Origin of the sequence: Synechococcus sp. J7-Johnson, from assembly GCF_024345795.1 — a bacterium.
Taxonomy (GTDB): Bacteria; Cyanobacteriota; Cyanobacteriia; order PCC-6307; family Cyanobiaceae; genus Regnicoccus_A.
The window spans coordinates 28754-45857 of sequence record NZ_JAGQBU010000018.1 but is presented as its reverse complement, the minus strand read 5'-3'; the positions used below and the strand labels follow the sequence as shown (position 1 = coordinate 45857).

Below are 17104 nucleotides of genomic sequence, written 5' to 3'. Positions count from 1 at the left end.
AGTCTTGTATCAAGGAAGACATCATGGTTGAGCCGGCACTGATCACCTGGACCGACGACGAGCAGGCCATCGCCCAGGAGGCCTTCAGTCACGCCTACGGCCGTGCCGTTTCGACGGTGATCAGCACCTTGCGCCGTGAAGCCGATTCAATCCACACGGCCCAGGCGCTCTGGCGTCTGCACGACTACCTGAGCACCCAGCGCCACGTCATGGAAGGACGTTTCGATTTCCGCCTTGAGGGAATTCTGTTCACCTTCGCCAGCCTGGTGAAGGAAAACCTGCTGGAGCTCCAGGAACTCGATGGCCTCGACGCCGACAAGCTCGCCAAGATCAAGGCGATGTCGCGCTTCTAGGGCCAGGCAACCAATCGGCCAGACTGGCCTCCTATTCCTCGAGGCATCCGCCCCCCATGGCCGTCAGCGGGTCTGCAGTATCCCCGGCTGGTGCAAGAGCGGCAGGCACCAGCTCCTTCCCTCTGGCGGCCATCACCGGTCACGGCACCCTCAAGCTGGCCCTGCTGCTGGCGGCGGTGGATCCTGGTCTGGGCGGGGTGGTGATCGCCGGCGGCCGCGGCACCGGCAAATCTGTGCTGGCACGAGGCCTGCATGCCCTGCTGCCGCCGATCGATGTGCTGGCCCTCGGTGATGCCTGCCGTCGCCTGAACGTGGACCCCCAGCGGCCCGACGACTGGGACGCCACCATCCACAGCCGCATCACCCAGCTGGGAGGTGATCCCACCGGCGCCGACCCCACGGCATTGCTGCCTACCACGGTGATCCCGGCACCGTTCATCCAGGTGCCCCTCGGCGTCACCGAAGACCGTCTGGTGGGCTCGGTTGATGTGGCCGCCTCCCTGGCGGCCGGGGCGTCGGTGTTCCAGCCCGGCTTGCTGGCGGAAGCCCACCGGGGCGTGCTCTACGTCGATGAGCTCAACCTGCTCGACGACAACATCACCAACCTGCTGCTGGCGGCGGTGGGCAGCGGCGAGAACCGGATCGAGCGCGAGGGGCTCAGCCTCTCCCATCCCTGCCGCACCCTGCTGATCGCCACCTACAACCCGGAGGAGGGGGCGGTGCGCGACCACCTGCTAGACCGCTTCGCCATCGCCCTTTCGGCCAACCAGCTGCTGGAGATCGAGCAGCGGGTGGAGATCACCAGCTCCGCCCTCGATCACGGCAGCTCCAGCGAAGCCTTCCGCGCCCGCTGGCAGGAGGACACCGACGCCCTGGCCACCCAGCTGCTGCTGGCCCGCCAGTGGCTGCCCGACGTGACGATCGTGCGCGAGCAGATCGCCTACCTGGTCAACGAGGCCCTGCGCGGCGGCGTGGAGGGGCACCGCTCCGAGCTCTACGCCGTGCGGGTGGCAAGGGCCCATGCGGCCCTGAGCGGCCGCGATGCGGTGGACGCCGACGACCTGCAGGTGGCAGTGCGGCTGGTGATCGCTCCGCGGGCCCTGCAGATGCCGCCGCCTGATCCCGAGCAGCCGCTGGAACCGCCGCCGCCACCTCCACCGCCGCCCCAGGGAGAGCAGCCGCCCGAGCAGGACAGCGAGGACGACTCCCCGGACGACGGCGACGACAGCGACGAAGACACTGACGAAGACGACAACGACGAGGACGACAGCCCCGAGGAGCAGGCACCACCCCAGGTGCCCGAGGAGTTCCTGCTTGATCCAGAGGCGATCGCCATCGATCCCGATCTGCTCCTTTTTGCCGCGGCCAAGTCGCGCAGCGGTGGCAGCGGCAAGCGCTCGGTGGTGCTCTCCGATTCACGCGGCCGCTACGTGAAGCCGATGCTCCCCCGCGGTCCCGTGCGCCGCATCGCCGTGGATGCCACTCTGCGGGCCGCGGCCCCGTACCAGAAAGCCCGCCGCGCCCGCGAACCCCACCGCACCGTGATCGTCGAGGAGGGCGACCTGCGGGCCAAGCAGCTGCAGCGCAAGGCCGGCTCCCTGGTGATCTTCCTTGTCGACGCCAGCGGCTCGATGGCACTCAACCGCATGCAGAGCGCCAAGGGGGCCGTGATCCGCCTGCTTACGGAGGCCTACGAGAACCGCGACGAAGTCGCCCTGATCCCCTTCCGCGGCGAACAGGCCGAGGTGCTGCTGCCCCCCACCCGCTCGATCACCGCCGCCCGCCGGCGGCTGGAGCAGATGCCCTGCGGCGGTGGCTCACCCCTGGCCCACGGTCTGTCCCAGGCGGCCCGAGTGGCCGCAAACGCCCTGGCCACCGGCGATCTCGGCCAGGTGGTGGTGGTGGCGATCACCGATGGCCGCGGCAACGTGCCCCTCAGCCGCTCCCTGGGCCAGCCGCAGCTTGAGGGGGACGAACCCGTCGACCTCAAGGAGGAGGTGATCCAGGTGGCCGGCCGCTACCGGGCCCTGGGGATCAAGCTGCTGGTGATCGACACCGAACGCAAGTTCATCGGCAGCGGCATGGGCAAGGACCTGGCCCATGCAGCTGGCGGCAAGTACGTGCAGCTACCCAAGGCCAGCGATCAGGCGATCGCCGCCATCGCCTTGGACGCCCTCAACGGGGCTTAGGAGCCGCCTTGGTCTGGGCGGGATAGAGCTCATCGAAGAGCTGGCCCAGGCCGATCGCCACACTGCGCACACCATCCATGAACTCGGCGTCGCCGGTGAGCTTGTTCACGTCACCACCGACCGCATCGATGCGGGCCGTGAGCCGCTCGGCATTGCCGACGGTGGTCTTGAGCTGGGCAAGGGTCTTGGGGTTGTCGAGCGCAGCCGTGACGTTGCGCACGTGGCGACTGGCCGCCACCGCTTCGGCGGAGGCGGTGTTGAGATTGGCCAGGATCGGATCGGCCTTGCCCACCGAGCGCTTCAGCTCAGCCACCAGCACCTGTGCCCGCTGAAGGAACTCGGTGGCCTCTTTGGAGGTGGCATCAAAGCTGCGGGTGGTGCGGGCCATCTCCGCCACGATCTGCTTCTCATCCACCTGGGCCAGCAGGCTCTGCATCAGCTCGGTCACGCTGTTGAGGCTGGCGGCCGTGACGCCCTTGAGCTCGCTGCCGGCACAGACCATCACCTTGTTGTCGCAATCCTTGGCCCGGGGCAGGGGGGCACTCTCCGGCAGGGGGTTGCCGCTGCTGATCAGGGCCACCTGGGCATCACCGCCCAGCAGGGTGCCGGTCTGCACCTGGGCCCGGGTGGGGCGAGCCAGCTGCAGGGTGGGGTCGCTGATCTCCAGTTCGGCCAGCACCGCCGAGGAGGTGGTCCTGATCTTGCGCACGCTGCCCACCTGCACGCCGCGGAAGATCACTGCCGAGCGGTCCGCCAGGCCGGCGGCATCCTCGAAGCTCACCTTCAGGATCCAGTTGTTCTGGCTGAGAGAGATCCCCCGGAGCCACATCCAGAAACCGGCTCCCCCCACCACGGCCGCCAGCAGCGAAAATCCAACAATGGCCTCTCGCACACTGCGACGCATGGGGCTCTAGATCTCCGCCGGTTGCATCGGTCCGCTCAGGCTACCGGTTCTGAACTGGACCACATAAGGGTTGTCGGTGTGGCCGAAGTCCTGCACGGAACCAAGCCACTGGAGATGGCCCTGGTAGAGCATCGCCACCCGCTCCGCCGAGCGCACGATCGTGCTCATCACGTGGCTGACCACCACCGAGCAGCCCGCCGCCATCTGGGTGGTGGTCACGATCAGATCCTCGATGCGGGTGCAGGCCACCGGGTCGAGCCCCGCCGTGGGTTCATCGAACAGCAGGATCGGATGCTGCCCCACCGGTTGGCTGGGGTCTTCGATCAGGGCGCGGGCGAAGCTCACCCGTTTCTGCATGCCGCCACTGAGTTCGCCGGGCAGGCGCTCCTCGATGCCCGAGAGCCCCACGGCCTCCAGGGCCCGGTTGACCCGCTCGCGGATCTCGGCCTCCGGCAGCCTGCTGTGGCGGTAGAGCAGGAAGCCCACGTTCTCGCGCACGGTGAGGGAACCCAGCAGGGCCGGGTTCTGAAAGACCAGGCGCACATCCGGCGGATGGCGCTGGTCCAGCCGCAGGTAGTGCTGGGGGACGCCATGCAACCTCACCTCCCCCGCCGTGGGCAGCAGCAGCCCGGCCAGGATGCGCAGCACCGTCGATTTGCCTGTGCCGGAGGGTCCCACCACCGCCAGCCGCTCACCCCGCCGCAGGCTGAGGCTGAAGTCGTCGAGCACCGTGTTGCTGCCCCAGCGCATGCCCACACCATCGAGCTCGAGCACGGGCCCGTCAGGGACACCTGGTGCGTCCTCGGTCATCCCGGCGTTTCATCCGTACAGTTCTTGGTGCTCCGTGCTGTGGCGTAACGCCCCAACGGCTTGACCTCCCAGCGCCCCCCCCAGCCCAGCCGCCGCCCGCGCCGGCAGGTCCGCCGTCCGGCCTGGATGGGCCGTGGCGACCCACGCCAACAGGACCTGGTGAGCCGCTCGAAGCGGGCGGTGCGCTGGCTGCAACCAGGGCTGGTGGTGAAGCGCTGGGTGCTCACATCGGGCCTCGGGCTGGTGCTGGCGCTGCTGGGTGCCGCCATCCTGGCCGATCTCAAGCCCATCTACTGGATGCTGGAGTCGCTCACCTGGCTGATCACCAACGTGGCGCGGGTGCTGCCACGGGGCTTCACCGGTCCGCTGGTGCTGATCGCCGGGGCGGCCCTGGTGATCTGGGGCCAGAGCCGCAGCTTCGGCTCGATCCAGCAGGCCCTGGCTCCCGAGAAGGACACGATGCTGGTGGATGCCCTGCTGGCCCAGCGGCGCCTGAATCGCGGCCCGAACATCGTGGCAATCGGCGGTGGCACTGGCCTCTCCACCCTGCTGAGCGGCCTCAAGCGCTACAGCAGCAACATCACCGCCATCGTCACCGTCGCCGACGACGGCGGCAGCAGCGGGGTGCTCCGCCGCGAGCTCGGGGTGCAGCCGCCAGGCGACATCCGCAACTGCCTGGCGGCCCTGGCCCGGGAGGAACCGCTGCTTACCCGCCTGTTCCAGTACCGCTTCAAGGCAGGCAACGGCCTGGAGGGCCACAGCTTCGGCAATCTGTTCATCTCGGCGCTCACCGCCATCACCGGCAGCCTGGAGTCGGCGATCACGGCCAGCAGCCGGGTGCTGGCCGTGCAGGGCCAGGTGGTGCCGGCCACCAATGCCGACGTGCGCCTCTGGGCGGAACTGGAGAACGGCGAGCGCATCGAGGGCGAATCGAAGATCGGCCACTCCACAAGTCCGATCGTGCGCCTCGGCTGCATCCCCGAGCGGCCGCCGGCCCTGCCCAGGGCGATCGAGGCCATCGCCAATGCCGAGCTGATCATCCTTGGCCCCGGCAGCCTTTACACCTCCCTGCTGCCCAACCTGCTGGTGCCGGAGCTGGTTGAAGCGATCAGCCGCTGCAAAGCGCCGAAGCTCTACATCTGCAACCTGATGACCCAGCCCGGTGAAACCGATCGGCTGGATGTGGCCGGACATCTGCGGGCGATCGAGGCCCAGCTGGCCAGCCTCGGGGTGAACCAGCGCCTGTTCCCGGCGGTGCTCGCCCAGGAGCCGCTCAAGGACATCGCCCTGCTGGAGCACTACCGCGCCCGGGGCGCCGAGCCAGTGCTCTGCGATCCACGCCAGCTGCGCAGTGCCGGCTACGACGTGATGCTCGCCGCCCTGCAGGGTTCACGCCCGAGTGAAACCCTGCGTCACGACTCCCGCAGCCTCGCCCATGCCGTGATGCGCTTCTACCGCAAATCCAAGGGTCAGAAATTGGGTAATGAACTCGACTGGCTGAGCAGCCTGGCTCAGTAGGCGTCCTGCATCTCGTAGAAGTCGGGCTGGACGTAGTCCTTGCGCAGGGGGTAACCCTTCCAGTCTTCGGGCATCAGCAGGCGCTTGGGATGGGGGTGACCTGAGTAGATGATGCCGAACATGTCGAAGGTTTCCCGCTCCTGCCAGTCGGCGCCACGGAACAGGCCATAAAGGGTGGGGATGGAGAGATCGCCGCCGCGCTCAAGGAACACCTTCAGGCGCACCTCTTCTGGGGGCTTGGTGGGGGAAGGGCCCTGGGCCACCGCCGCCGCCAGCTTCACCAGGTGATAGAAGCTGACCAGACGGCCGCCTGGGCCTTCGTCGTAGCCGCCCTGGCACTGCAGATAATCGAAGCCCCAGGCCTTGAGGGCGGCGGCCACCACGGGCAGAAAAATCGGCTCCACCCCAATGATCTCCACGCCGAGGTGATCGGCGGGCAGGGGCTGGTGGTCGAAGCCCTGATCAGTCAGCCACTGGCTGACGGCGCCGATCGGGGCGGGGCTGAGCTCGGTGGTGGGATCAGGCATCGCTGGAGGAGCTGGTGGCGGCGAGGGCTTCGGGTTCGGGGGTGGCAAGGGGCAGCCCGGCGCCGGCGGCGAAGGCGGCCTGCTGGCTCTCCGCCCGCAGATAGGCACCGGTCACGATCGGCTCCACCGCTTTCATGGCGTGCTCGATCGTGAGGTAGCGGTGGGTGGGTCGCAGGTTGCCCCGCTCGGCGAGGGCCTCATTGCCCACCTTCTTGCGCAGCTTGATCACCGCATCGAAGATGGCTTCCGGCCGGGGCGGGCAGCCCGGGATGTAGAGGTCGACCGGGATCAGCTTGTCGACACCACGCACGGCTGTGGTGGAGTCGGCGGAGAACATCCCGCCGGTGATCGTGCAGGCCCCCATGGCGATCACGTATTTGGGCTCGGGCATCTGCTCATAGAGCCGCACCAGAGCCGGCGCCATCTTCATCGTCACGGTGCCGGCCGTGATCAGCAGATCCGCCTGGCGCGGGCTGGAGCGGGGCACCAGGCCGAAACGGTCGAAGTCGAAGCGGGAACCGATCAGGGCCGCGAACTCGATGAAGCAGCAGGCCGTGCCGTAGAGCAGGGGCCAGAGGCTGCTGAGCCGGGCCCAGTTATGGAGGTCGTCGAGGCTGGTGAGGATCACGTTCTCGGAGAGATCCGAGGTGACCGTGGGGGCACCCACCGGGTTGCAGGTGGCGGCACGCAGATCGCGCAGGGCCTCGATCGAGGGGGCTTCGCTGATTCCGGGGCTGGACGGGGTGATGGTCATCGTTCGACTGGTCGGGATTCCGGATGGCTGGGTATCAGCTCCACTCGAGGGCACCCTTCCGCCAGGCGTAGGCGAGGGCCACCACGAGGATCGAGATGAAGATGAGGGCTTCGATGAAGGCCAGCAGACCCAGGCGATGGAAAGCCACGGCCCAGGGGTAGAGGAAGACGGTCTCAACGTCGAAGATGACGAAGACCAGAGCAAACATGTAATAACGAATGTTGAACTGGATCCAGGCGCCACCGATCGGCTCCATGCCCGATTCGTAGGTGAGGCGGCGTTCCCCATCACGGGATTTGGGAGCCACCAACTTGTTGGTGACCAGAGCCAGCACAGGGACGGCCGCCGCGATCAGCAGAAAGCCCAGAAAGGCGTCGTAGCCGGGAAGCACGAACATGAAGGGGCCCAACCTGGGGCGCAGTCTGGCATCCGTCGGCAGAGATCGCCTGGATAGAGTCCGAGTCAACGTCAGAGGGGCCAGCGCCATGGTCAACGGGAACGACGGCGACGAGGAACGAGCTCCGGAGCAGACAAGCGATCCAGACACCCACCGCTTCGAATGCCGCAGCTGCGGTTTCGTCTACGACCCCGAAGAGGGAATCGCCAAACTGGCGATCGTCCCCGGCACCCCTTTCGCATCGCTCGATCCGATCGGCTTCCGCTGCCCGGTCTGCCGCAGCCGTGTGGGGGCCTTCCGCGACATCGGCCCGCGCAACAAGCCCAGCGGCTTCGAGGAGAACCTCAACTTCGGCCTCGGCGTGAACAAGCTCACCCCCGGCCAGAAGAACGTGCTGATCTTCGGGGGCTTCGCGCTGGCGTTCGCCTTCTTCCTCTCTCTCTATTCCCTGCGCTGAGTCCCGTGAAACGCCTGTTCTCTTCCCTGATCGGCCTGGTGCTGGCCGCGGGCCTGGCCTTCGGCCTCGGCGGCTGCGTCACCACGGGCCTGCCCGTGGCCGCCAGCAGCCCCTGGCAGCCCGTCGCCCTCGACACCCGCTCCAATCCCCTCGACGTGGCCTTCAGCGACGATCGCCACGGCTTCCTGGTGGGCAGCAACCGCCTGATCCTCGAAACCGACGATGGCGGCGCCAGCTGGGAGACCCGAGCCCTCGCCCTGCCGGAAGACGAGAACTTCCGCCTGCTCAGCATCGACTTCACCGGCCAGGAGGGCTGGATCGCCGGCCAGCCCGGCTTGCTGCTGCACAGCACCGATGGCGGCCAGAACTGGGAGCGCCTGCTGCTGGACACCAAGCTGCCCGGCGATCCCTACCTGATCACGGCCCTGGCCCGCGGCAAGGCCGAGCTGGCCACCACCGTCGGCGCCATCTACCGCACCGTTGATGGCGGCGGCAGCTGGCAGGCCGAGGTGAGCGATGCCGCCGGCGCCGTGCGCGACCTGCGTCGCTCCCCTGATGGCCGCTATGTGAGCGTCTCCAGCCTGGGCAACTTCTTCGCCACCTGGGAACCGGGCCAGGCCACCTGGCAGCCCCACCAGCGCATCAGCAGCCAACGGCTGCAGAGCATGGGCTTCCAGCCCGACGGCAAGCTCTGGATGGTCACCCGCGGCGCCCAGCTGCGCTTCAACCCCGATGGTGATGACGTGGAGGCCTGGAGCAAGGCGGTGATCCCGATCACCAACGGCTACGGCTACCTCGACATGGCCTGGGATCCCAAGGGCGCCATCTGGGCCGGCGGCGGCAGCGGCACGCTGCTGGTGAGTGAGGACGGCGGGTCCAGCTGGAAGCGTGATCCCCTGGGGGGCTCCCAGCCCACCAACTTCACCCGGATCGTCTTCAGCGGCGACAGCAAGGGTTTCCTGCTGGGGGAGCGGGGCAACCTGCTGCGCTGGGTGGGCTGACTGCATCCCTGTGTAACCAACAGGGGGCACCGCTCGCCCCCAAGCGACCCCAAGGCCTAAGATCCACTAGCTGAATTGCCCGCTGCTATGGCTGCCGGCTCCACCGGGGAACGTCCGTTCTTCGAGATTATTACGAGCATCCGTTACTGGGTGATCCACGCCGTCACCTTGCCGGCGATCTTTCTGGCGGGCTTTCTGTTCGTCTCCACCGGTCTGGCTTACGACGCCTTCGGTACGCCTCGCCCCGATGCCTACTTCCAGGCCCAGGAAGCCAAGGCACCGGTGGTGAGCAAGCGTTTCGAAGGCAAGGGCCAGCTCGATCAGCGCTTGCAATAAGCCATGACCCAGTCACCGAGCACCACGCCCCGCAACTATCCGATCTTCACGGTTCGGTGGTTGTCTTTGCATGCGCTGGGTATCCCCACGGTCTTTTTCCTGGGTGCCCTGGCAGCTATGCAGTTCGTCCGTCGCTGAACATCACCATGCAGCGCAACCCCAACCCGAACAACCTTCCGGTCGAAATGAACCGCACGAGCCTCTATCTGGGGCTCCTGTTTGTGTTCGTGATCGGAGTGCTTTTCACCAGCTACTTCTTCAACTGATCGGGAGACACAGCCATGAGCGGCAAGAAATCCGGTTTGCCAGACGGTCGACTTCCCGACCGTCTTCCTGATGGCAGGCCAGCCGTGGCCTGGAAGAGCCGCTGGACCGAAGGGGTTCTCCCCCTCTGGCTGGTTGCCACCGCCGGTGGCATCGCGGTGATCTTTGTGGTGGGCCTGTTCTTCTACGGCTCCTACGTGGGCCTGGGTTCGGCCTGATATTCAGTGCCGTTCCACCCGAATCCAGGGCCCCGATGGGGCCCATTTTTAATGGCAGTGCAATCAGACGCCGTAGTACTCGCGATACCAGCGGGCGAAATGGCCGATTCCCACCTCGAGGGGGGTGTGGGGAGCGAAGCCAATCCAAGCCTCAAGCGCTGAGGTGTCAGCGGCGGTGGCAGGCACATCCCCCGGTTGCATGGGCTCGAACTGACGGATGGCCTTCACCCCCAGGGCGTCTTCGAGCAGCTCGATGAAGCGCAGCAGTGGTGTGGGCTGGCTGTTGCCGATGTTGAAGATCCGGTGGGGCGCCGCCGCCGTGGCCGGGTTGGGATCGAGCGGGTCGAAATCTGGATCCGGGGTGGCCGGCTTGTCGAGGCAGCGGATCACCCCTTCCACAATGTCGTCGATGTAAGTGAAGTCACGCTGCATGCGGCCATGGTTGAACACCCGGATCGGCTCACCCGCCAGGATCGCCTTGGCGAACAGCATCGGCGCCATATCTGGACGGCCCCAGGGGCCATAGACGGTGAAAAAGCGCAGCCCAGTGGCCGGCAGCCCATAGAGATGGCTGTAGGTGTGAGCCATCAACTCATTGGCCTTCTTTGTGGCTGCATAGAGACTCACCGGATGGTTCACCGGATGCTGCTCAGAGAAAGGCATGCGCCGGTTGCCGCCATACACCGAGCTGCTCGAGGCATACACAAGGTGCTCGACGCTGTGGTGGCGGCAGCCTTCAAGGATGTGGCCGAACCCCACCAGATTGCTCTGGATGTAGGCCGCCGGGCTCTCGATCGAGTAGCGCACACCGGCCTGGGCGGCGAGGTGGACAACAGCCCGAGGGCGATCAGCTGCAAAGAGAGTCTCGATGCCAGTGCGATCCTCGAGATCAAGTTTGTGGAAGCTGAAGGCGCCCCGACCCTGTCCCTTGACTTCTTCTTCAGCCTGGCTCTGTAAAGCAGCGGAAAGATCGTTCAGGTCCGCCAGCCGCGCCAGCTTGAGAGTGGTGTCGTAGTAATCATTGGTATTATCCAAACCCACCACCCGCTCACCGCGTTGCAGGAGCACTCGACAAACAGCCGCACCGATAAAACCGGCGGCGCCTGTGACCAGGACCGTCATCTTTCGATTCCAAGAGCCTTACGGAAATAAGCAATCGTTGGTCCCAGTCCCTCCTCCAGCGGAATCTTCGGCTCCCAGCCCAGCTCCCGACGAGCCAGATCAATTACGGGCTGACGCTGTAAAGGATCGTCCTGCGGGAGAGGCAAGTAGGTAAGTGGCAAACCCGGGTTGATGCGATTGATCACCTGCTCAGCCAGTTGCCGGATCGTGAATTCACCAGGGTTACCGATGTTGATGGGGCCTGTGTGCGCTCCGTTCATCAGCCGGATCAGGCCTTCCACCAGATCGTCCACATAGCAGAAACTGCGGGTCTGACTGCCATCGCCATAGAGCGTGAGCGACTCACCGCGGAGAGCCTGCACGATGAAGTTGCTCACCACCCGACCATCATCCGGGAACATGCGCGGGCCGTAGGTGTTGAAGATCCTGGCTACCCGTATCTCAGTGCCATGCATGCGCTGATAATCGAAGCAAAGTGCTTCGGCGATGCGTTTGCCCTCGTCGTAACAGGAGCGGATCCCGATCGGATTTACACAGCCTCGATAGGTTTCGGGCTGGGGATGCACCTCGGGATCTCCATACACCTCACTGGTACTGGCCAGGAGCAATCGCGCACCTACACGCCGCGCCAAGCCGAGCATATTGTAGGTGCCGAGAAAGCTGGTTTTCGCAGTCTTGATCGGGTTCGACTGGTAATGACGTGGCGACGCCGGACAGGCCAGATGCCAGATCCGGTCGACCTCCAGGCGAATCGGCTCTGTGACATCGTGGCGGATCAGCTCAAAACTTGGATCGCCAATCCAGCGCGCCACATTGGCCTTGGAGCCGGTGTAGTAGTTGTCGAGACAGATCACCTCCTCACCAGCCTCCATCAGCCGGTCGACAAGGGTGGAGCCCACGAAACCGGCACCACCAGTCACGAGATTACGCCTGGTTGATGTGCTCATCACTTCAACCTTCTCCAACTCGCCAGACCTTGAGCCCGGCGGCACGGGCCGCCTCGGCATCGGTGATGGCGCGGACATCGAACAACCAGGCAGGGCGTCGCATTCTGCTGGCCAAGCTGTTCCAATCAAGCCGCCGGAACTGGCTCCATTCGGTGAGCACAATCACAGCATCGGCGCCCTCCACAGCCTCGCGGACATCCGTCGCCACGTCCCAGCTGCCTAGCTCCGCCAATCCCTGGCCAGGGCTGGAGGGTGGACAGGCCAGATCGGTGGCGATCTGCTGTGGAGCCGCTTTGGGATCATGGATCGCCAGGTGAGCCCCCTCCTCGAGCAAGTCATGGCAGATCCCGATCGCCGGTGATTCCCGGGTGTCGTTGGTGTCAGCTTTGAACGCAAAGCCGAGCACCGCCAGACGTTTGCCGCTCACGGTGCCGAACAGCTTGCGTACAACCAGGCGAGCGATGCGCTGCTGCTGCCAACTGTTGAAATCCACCACCTGCTCCCAATAATGGGCGGCCTCCTCCAGGCCGTAGTGGCGGCAGAGATAGACCAGATTGAGAATGTCCTTGCGGAAGCAACTTCCACCAAAGCCAGGGCCGGCGGAGAGGAATTTCGATCCAAGACGCGAATCAGCGCCAATGGCCCGAGCCACCTCCTTCACATCCGCCCCGGTAGCCTCGCAGAGGGCAGCAATAGCATTGATTGAGGAAATACGCTGTGCAAGGAAGGCATTCGCGGTGAGCTTGGAGAGTTCGCTGCTCCAGAGATTGGTGCGCAAAATCCGCTCAGGATTCACCCAATGTCCGTAGATCTCGGCCAAGGCGTTAATGGCATCAGGATCCTCACCACCGATCAACACACGATCTGGGTTCTCCAGATCGGTGATGGCGGTGCCCTCTGCCAGGAATTCGGGGTTGGAGAGAACGGAAAAACTCTTGCTGCCCTCAGTACCGAGCGCCTGGGAAGCCCCGAGAATCTCCTTGATGGTTTCAGCAGTGCGCACGGGCAACGTGCTTTTCTCCACCACGATCGTGTGACCTGTGGCCTGGGCAGCAACCTGCCGCGCAGAAGCCTCGATCCATCGCAGATCCGAAGCCTGCCCAGCACCAAGCCCCCGGGTCTTTGTGGGGGTGTTCACGGAGAGGAACACCATGTCAGCCGACGCGATCGCGCCATCCACCTCGGTGGTGAAGTGGAGATTGCGGCCCCGGCAACGACCCACCACATCTGCAAGCCCTGGTTCATAAACCGGCAGTCTGCTCAGGTTGGGATCGTTCCAGGCCGCAATCCTGGCCGCATTGAGATCCACGAGGGTCACCTGAATCCCGGGGCAACGATCAGCGATCACAGCCATAGTGGGCCCCCCCACGTAGCCCGCCCCAATGCAACAGATGGTCTGAACGGATCTCACGGCGTTGACTGGGGCATGGGGTCAAGTCCGATGATCATCTCGCGCTGGATGGGGCTGGCCTGAAACCTAATGAGCAAGTCGTCCGGCTCCAGGCGTTCCTCGGCAAGATCATCGTTCACCTCAGCGGCTTTACCGCCGCGGCGCAGGTCCTTGAGCAGCACCACCCCCTGCTCGGCTTCCCCCTCACCGATCACCACGGCCCAGGGGGCGCCGGAGCGGTCGGCCCGCTTGAGCTGCTTGCCGAAGGCCGCGCCGGTGAGATCGAGCTCCACGCTTCGGCCGGCCTGGCGCAACTGGCGGGAGAGCACCAGCGCCTGGCGCTCGGCCTGCTCGCCGCGGCTGACCAGATAGACGTCTGGAGTGGGTGGGGTGAGGGCGACAGTGCCGGCGGCCTGGGCCTGGGCCAGCAGCAGCACCAGCCGCTCCAGGCCGATCGCCCAGCCGATCGCCGCCGTGGGCGGCCCGCCCAGCCGCTCGATCAGGCCGTCGTAGCGGCCGCCGCCACAGACGGTGGCCTGGGCGCCGAGCTGGCTGCTGGTGATCTCGAAGGCGGTGTGGGTGTAGTAATCGAGGCCGCGCACCAGCCGGGGATTGAGCTGATAGGGAATCTCCAGGGCGTCGAGGCCGCGGCGCACAGCATTGAATCGCTCACGGCTGGCATCACTCAGGCTGTCGATCAGCAGCGGGGCCTCGGCCAGAACCGCCTGGGTGTCGGCGTTCTTGCTGTCGAGGATGCGCAGGGGATTGGTCGTGATCCGCTCCCTTGAATCGGCATCGAGTTGCTCCTGGTGCTGCTGCAGCCAGCTCACCAGGGTGGTGCGATAGGCGGCGCGATCGGCCGGATCACCAAGGGAATTGAGTTCCAGCGCCAGGCCGCCGACCGCCAGCTCGCTGAGCAGATCCCAGGCGATCGCAATCGCCTCGGCGTCGCTGCGGGGGTCGGCAAAGCCGAGCAGCTCGATTCCCACCTGGTGGAACTGGCGCTGGCGCCCTGCCTGGGGCCGCTCATAGCGAAACATCGGCCCCGTGTACCAGAGCCGCTGGGTCCCCTGGCTGAGCAGGCCATGCTGCAGGGCGGCTCGCACCACCGAAGCGGTGCCCTCAGGCCGCAGGGTGCAGCTGCGCTCGCCCCGATCGAGGAAGGTGTACATCTCCTTGCCCACCACGTCGGTGGCTTCGCCGATGCCGCGGGCGAACAGCTCGGTGACCTCCAGCAGCGGCGTGCGGATCTCCCGCAGGGCGGCCCGCTCGAACTGGGCGCGGACCGTGGCTTCGATCTGCTGCCACAGGGGCATCTGCTCCGGCAGCAGATCAACCATGCCCCGAAGGCTCTGCAGCTTCTCCACGCCCGCGTTGCTCACTCGCTCACAGTTTGCGGGATCGCTGGGGCCCGCCCTCAGCGCAGCCCAAGCCATTTGTGGCTCTGCAGGCTGAGGCGCCAGGCCGGGTTGCGGCGCACGTGCTGGATCGCCAGCTCCTGGCCCGCCGCACTTCCCCAGGCAGGCTGCAGGAGCAGCTGGGGAACCTCGCTGACCGCCGGGCGGGCAGCAAGGGCGGCGTCAGCCATCGCCTCCGCGAAGGCCAGATCAGCGCTCTCGTGGATCACCACCTTGAGCTCGTGGCAGGCCGCGAGCAGCTCGGCAGTGGCCGGCCTGTGGCGCTTGGGCGAGAGGGTGATCCACTCGAAGCGGCCGGAGAGCGGATCGACGCCGCTGGTTTCCAGGTGCAGAGGGAGCGGCCAGGAGCTGGCGCCGGTGCTTCGGCCTCGCCGCAGGGCCGCGCAGAGCGGATCGAGGTTGTGATGCAGGGGTTCACCGCCGGTGATCACCACAAAGGCGGCACCGGAAGCAGCAGCAGCCGCGGTGTCCACCGCCAGATCCTGGAGGCGGCGGTGGGGATGGGCCTCCACCGGCCAGGAATGCTTGGTGTCACACCAGCTGCAGCCCACCGAGCAGCCAGCCAGCCGGATGAAGAAGGCGCTGCGGCCAGCGTGCACTCCCTCACCCTGAAGGGAGTGGAAGGTTTCCACCACCGGGAGTCCGGCTGGGGGCACGGCCACGGCGCAAACGGAACTCACCCTAGGAAGCGAAGACCGGACGCTCAGCTGCACAACAAAAGGCCTCGATCCCCGCTTTCCCGCAGGAGGACTCACAGCGGAACACCGGCAGCCCTGCTCCATCCAATCCAGCTGGGCGCTCAAGCCCGCACGGGCATCTCCTGCGGGATCGCTTCAGCCTGCTGCTCCTGGCCGTTGGGGCTGACTTCGCCTCGCCGCCCCTGCGCTGCCGCGATCAACCCACGGAAAAGCGGATGGGGCTTACCCGGCCGAGACAGGAATTCGGGGTGGTACTGACAGGCGGTGAAGAAGGGGTGGTCGTTCAGCTCGATCAGTTCCACCAGCCGGCCATCGGGCGAAGTGCCGCTGATGGTGTAGCCGCCCGCCTGGAAAAGGTTGCGGTAGGCATTGTTGAACTCATAGCGGTGGCGGTGCCGCTCGTAGACCACCTCCTCCCCATAGAGGCTGGCGGCCATGGTGCCCGCCGTCAGCCGGCAGGGGTAGACCCCGAGGCGCATCGTGCCGCCCAGATCGATCACATCCTGCTGCTCCGGCAGCAGATGAATCACGGGGTGGAGGCTGTCGGGGTCGAGCTCGGCGCTGGTGGCGCCCGCCAGACCGGCGAGGTTGCGCGCCCACTCGATCACCGCGCACTGCATACCGAGGCAGAGGCCCAGGAAGGGCACCCGCTCTTCGCGGGCCCAGCGGATCGCAGCCACCTTGCCATCCACACCCCGATGGCCGAAGCCGCCTGGAACCACCACGGCATCCATGCCGCGCAGCAGCGCTTCGGCGCCCTGGGTCTCGATCTGCTCGGCGGAGACCCAGTGCAGGTCGAGACAGGCCTCCCGATCAATGCAGGCATGCCGCAGGGCCTCCACAACCGAGAGGTAGGCGTCGTTGAGCTGCACATACTTGCCCACCAGCGCCACCTTCACCGGCGCGCCGGGGTTGCGTAGTTTCTGCACCAGGGCCTCCCAGCGCTCCATGTCGCTGTCGCGATCTTCAAGTTCCAGCACCTCGAGCACCTGACGGCAGAGCCCCTCCTGCTCCAGGGCGATCGGCACCGCATAGATGCTGTCGGCGTCGCGGGCGGGAATCACCGCTTCACGGAGGACACCGCAGAAGCCGCCGATCTTGGACTTGAGCTCCTCGCTGATGGGCCGATCGCAGCGGCAGACCAGCAGATCGGGCTGGATGCCGATCGAGCGCAGCTCCTTGACCGAGTGCTGGGTGGGCTTGGTCTTGATCTCGCCGGAGGTGCCGATGTAGGGCAGCAGGGTGACATGCACGTAGGCGAGGTCGCGGCGGCCCACATCGCCCCGGAATTCACGGATGGCCTCAAGGAACGGCAGGGATTCGATGTCACCAACAGTGCCGCCGATCTCGGTGATCACCACATCCACTCCGCTGTCGGCGGCCACCCGGTGGATGCGTTCGCGGATCTCTCCGGTGATGTGGGGGATCACCTGCACGGTGCCGCCGTGGTAGTCACCGCGGCGTTCCTTGTTGATCACCGCCTGGTAGATCGAGCCGGTGGTCACGCTGTTCAGGCGCGACATGGCGGTGTCGGTGAAGCGCTCGTAGTGGCCCAGGTCAAGGTCGGTCTCGGCACCGTCCTGGGTGACGAACACCTCGCCGTGCTGGTACGGGCTCATCGTGCCCGGATCCACATTCAGGTAAGGGTCGAGCTTGAGGATCGAGACGCTGTAGCCCCGGGACTTAAGCAGCCGCCCCAGGCTCGCCGCCACGATGCCCTTGCCGATGCTCGAAACCACCCCGCCGGTCACAAAGACGAACTTGGTCATGGGCGGTGGACCAGGCACAGCAGACACTTCAA

The 17104-nt window shown here is 66.0% G+C and carries 20 protein-coding genes; 9 read left to right on the top strand and 11 right to left on the bottom strand.

What is annotated here, in order from left to right:
- Positions 1 to 23 precede the first annotated feature (23 nt).
- Both KBY93_RS10355 and bchD read left to right on the top strand, forming a co-directional pair.
- The gene (locus KBY93_RS10355) at positions 24 to 353 is read left to right on the top strand and encodes a hypothetical protein (protein WP_255094298.1); all 330 of its coding nucleotides are present in this window, start codon (positions 24 to 26) and stop codon (positions 351 to 353) included.
- A gap of 56 nt (positions 354 to 409) precedes the next feature.
- Complete coding sequence (gene bchD / locus KBY93_RS10350; RefSeq protein ID WP_255094296.1) at positions 410 to 2542, top strand: magnesium chelatase ATPase subunit D; 2133 nt, start codon at positions 410 to 412, stop codon at positions 2540 to 2542.
- On the opposite strand, the gene KBY93_RS10345 is transcribed toward bchD, so the two are convergent.
- Both KBY93_RS10345 and KBY93_RS10340 read right to left on the bottom strand, forming a co-directional pair.
- Positions 2529 to 3446, bottom strand: a complete 918-nt coding sequence (locus KBY93_RS10345; RefSeq protein ID WP_255094295.1) for an MlaD family protein — start codon at positions 3444 to 3446, stop codon at positions 2529 to 2531. The genes bchD and KBY93_RS10345 overlap by 14 nt on opposite strands.
- A 6-nt stretch (positions 3447 to 3452) precedes the next feature.
- A complete protein-coding gene (locus tag KBY93_RS10340) occupies positions 3453 to 4256 on the bottom strand; it encodes an ABC transporter ATP-binding protein (protein ID WP_255094293.1) in 804 nt (267 codons plus the stop codon).
- 126 nt (positions 4257 to 4382) lie between these two features.
- Here KBY93_RS10340 and yvcK point away from each other — a divergent pair, with 126 nt between their 5' ends.
- Positions 4383 to 5774: a gluconeogenesis factor YvcK family protein gene (yvcK, locus tag KBY93_RS10335; protein WP_255094321.1), complete on the top strand. Its 1392-nt coding sequence runs from the start codon at positions 4383 to 4385 to the stop codon at positions 5772 to 5774.
- On the opposite strand, the gene KBY93_RS10330 is transcribed toward yvcK, so the two are convergent.
- The 3 genes from KBY93_RS10330 to KBY93_RS10320 all read right to left on the bottom strand — a co-directional run bounded on the left by KBY93_RS10330 (position 5768) and on the right by KBY93_RS10320 (position 7452).
- Positions 5768 to 6301, bottom strand: a complete 534-nt coding sequence (locus KBY93_RS10330) for an NAD(P)H-quinone oxidoreductase subunit J (RefSeq protein WP_255094292.1) — start codon at positions 6299 to 6301, stop codon at positions 5768 to 5770. The two genes, yvcK and KBY93_RS10330, sit on opposite strands and share 7 nt — an antisense overlap.
- Complete coding sequence (locus KBY93_RS10325) at positions 6294 to 7028, bottom strand: NADH dehydrogenase subunit K (RefSeq protein ID WP_255094319.1); 735 nt, start codon at positions 7026 to 7028, stop codon at positions 6294 to 6296. Before KBY93_RS10325 ends, KBY93_RS10330 begins: the two co-directional genes overlap by 8 nt.
- Positions 7029 to 7089: 61 nt before the next feature.
- A complete protein-coding gene (locus KBY93_RS10320) occupies positions 7090 to 7452 on the bottom strand; it encodes an NAD(P)H-quinone oxidoreductase subunit 3 (RefSeq protein WP_094556246.1) in 363 nt (120 codons plus the stop codon).
- Positions 7453 to 7540: 88 nt separating this feature from the next.
- Between KBY93_RS10320 and KBY93_RS10315 the strand changes: the two genes are divergently transcribed.
- The 6 genes from KBY93_RS10315 to KBY93_RS10290 all read left to right on the top strand — a co-directional run bounded on the left by KBY93_RS10315 (position 7541) and on the right by KBY93_RS10290 (position 9728).
- A complete protein-coding gene (locus KBY93_RS10315; RefSeq protein WP_255094290.1) occupies positions 7541 to 7909 on the top strand; it encodes a rubredoxin in 369 nt (122 codons plus the stop codon).
- A 5-nt stretch (positions 7910 to 7914) separates the two neighbouring features.
- A complete protein-coding gene (locus KBY93_RS10310) occupies positions 7915 to 8910 on the top strand; it encodes a photosynthesis system II assembly factor Ycf48 (RefSeq protein ID WP_255094289.1) in 996 nt (331 codons plus the stop codon).
- An 87-nt stretch (positions 8911 to 8997) separates the two neighbouring features.
- The gene (gene psbE / locus KBY93_RS10305) at positions 8998 to 9246 is read left to right on the top strand and encodes a cytochrome b559 subunit alpha (RefSeq protein WP_255094288.1); all 249 of its coding nucleotides are present in this window, start codon (positions 8998 to 9000) and stop codon (positions 9244 to 9246) included.
- Between the two features lie 3 nt (positions 9247 to 9249).
- The gene (gene psbF / locus KBY93_RS10300; protein WP_006173009.1) at positions 9250 to 9384 is read left to right on the top strand and encodes a cytochrome b559 subunit beta; all 135 of its coding nucleotides are present in this window, start codon (positions 9250 to 9252) and stop codon (positions 9382 to 9384) included.
- Positions 9385 to 9392: 8 nt separating this feature from the next.
- Complete coding sequence (locus KBY93_RS10295; RefSeq protein WP_255094287.1) at positions 9393 to 9512, top strand: photosystem II reaction center protein L; 120 nt, start codon at positions 9393 to 9395, stop codon at positions 9510 to 9512.
- Positions 9513 to 9527: 15 nt separating this feature from the next.
- A complete protein-coding gene (locus tag KBY93_RS10290; protein ID WP_094556241.1) occupies positions 9528 to 9728 on the top strand; it encodes a photosystem II reaction center protein J in 201 nt (66 codons plus the stop codon).
- 63 nt (positions 9729 to 9791) lie between these two features.
- Here the strand turns inward: KBY93_RS10290 and KBY93_RS10285 are convergent, their stop codons facing one another.
- The 6 genes from KBY93_RS10285 to KBY93_RS10260 form a co-directional block, all read right to left on the bottom strand.
- Entirely contained in the window at positions 9792 to 10850 is a 1059-nt protein-coding gene (locus KBY93_RS10285; RefSeq protein WP_255094286.1) for an NAD-dependent epimerase, read from the bottom strand.
- Complete coding sequence (locus KBY93_RS10280) at positions 10847 to 11797, bottom strand: UDP-glucuronic acid decarboxylase family protein (RefSeq protein ID WP_255094285.1); 951 nt, start codon at positions 11795 to 11797, stop codon at positions 10847 to 10849. Before KBY93_RS10280 ends, KBY93_RS10285 begins: the two co-directional genes overlap by 4 nt.
- A 4-nt stretch (positions 11798 to 11801) precedes the next feature.
- Positions 11802 to 13151 (bottom strand): nucleotide sugar dehydrogenase, encoded by a 1350-nt coding sequence (locus KBY93_RS10275; RefSeq protein WP_399222987.1) that lies wholly within the window; start codon positions 13149 to 13151, stop codon positions 11802 to 11804.
- 53 nt (positions 13152 to 13204) lie between these two features.
- The gene (hisS, locus tag KBY93_RS10270; RefSeq protein WP_255094281.1) at positions 13205 to 14554 is read right to left on the bottom strand and encodes a histidine--tRNA ligase; all 1350 of its coding nucleotides are present in this window, start codon (positions 14552 to 14554) and stop codon (positions 13205 to 13207) included.
- 50 nt (positions 14555 to 14604) lie between these two features.
- Positions 14605 to 15267: a 7-carboxy-7-deazaguanine synthase QueE gene (locus tag KBY93_RS10265; RefSeq protein ID WP_255094279.1), complete on the bottom strand. Its 663-nt coding sequence runs from the start codon at positions 15265 to 15267 to the stop codon at positions 14605 to 14607.
- A gap of 137 nt (positions 15268 to 15404) precedes the next feature.
- Positions 15405 to 17072 carry a CTP synthase gene (locus KBY93_RS10260; RefSeq protein WP_255094278.1) on the bottom strand — a complete coding sequence of 556 codons (1668 nt, stop codon included), beginning with the start codon at positions 17070 to 17072 and terminating at the stop codon, positions 15405 to 15407.
- Between the last annotated feature and the right edge of the window lie 32 nt (positions 17073 to 17104).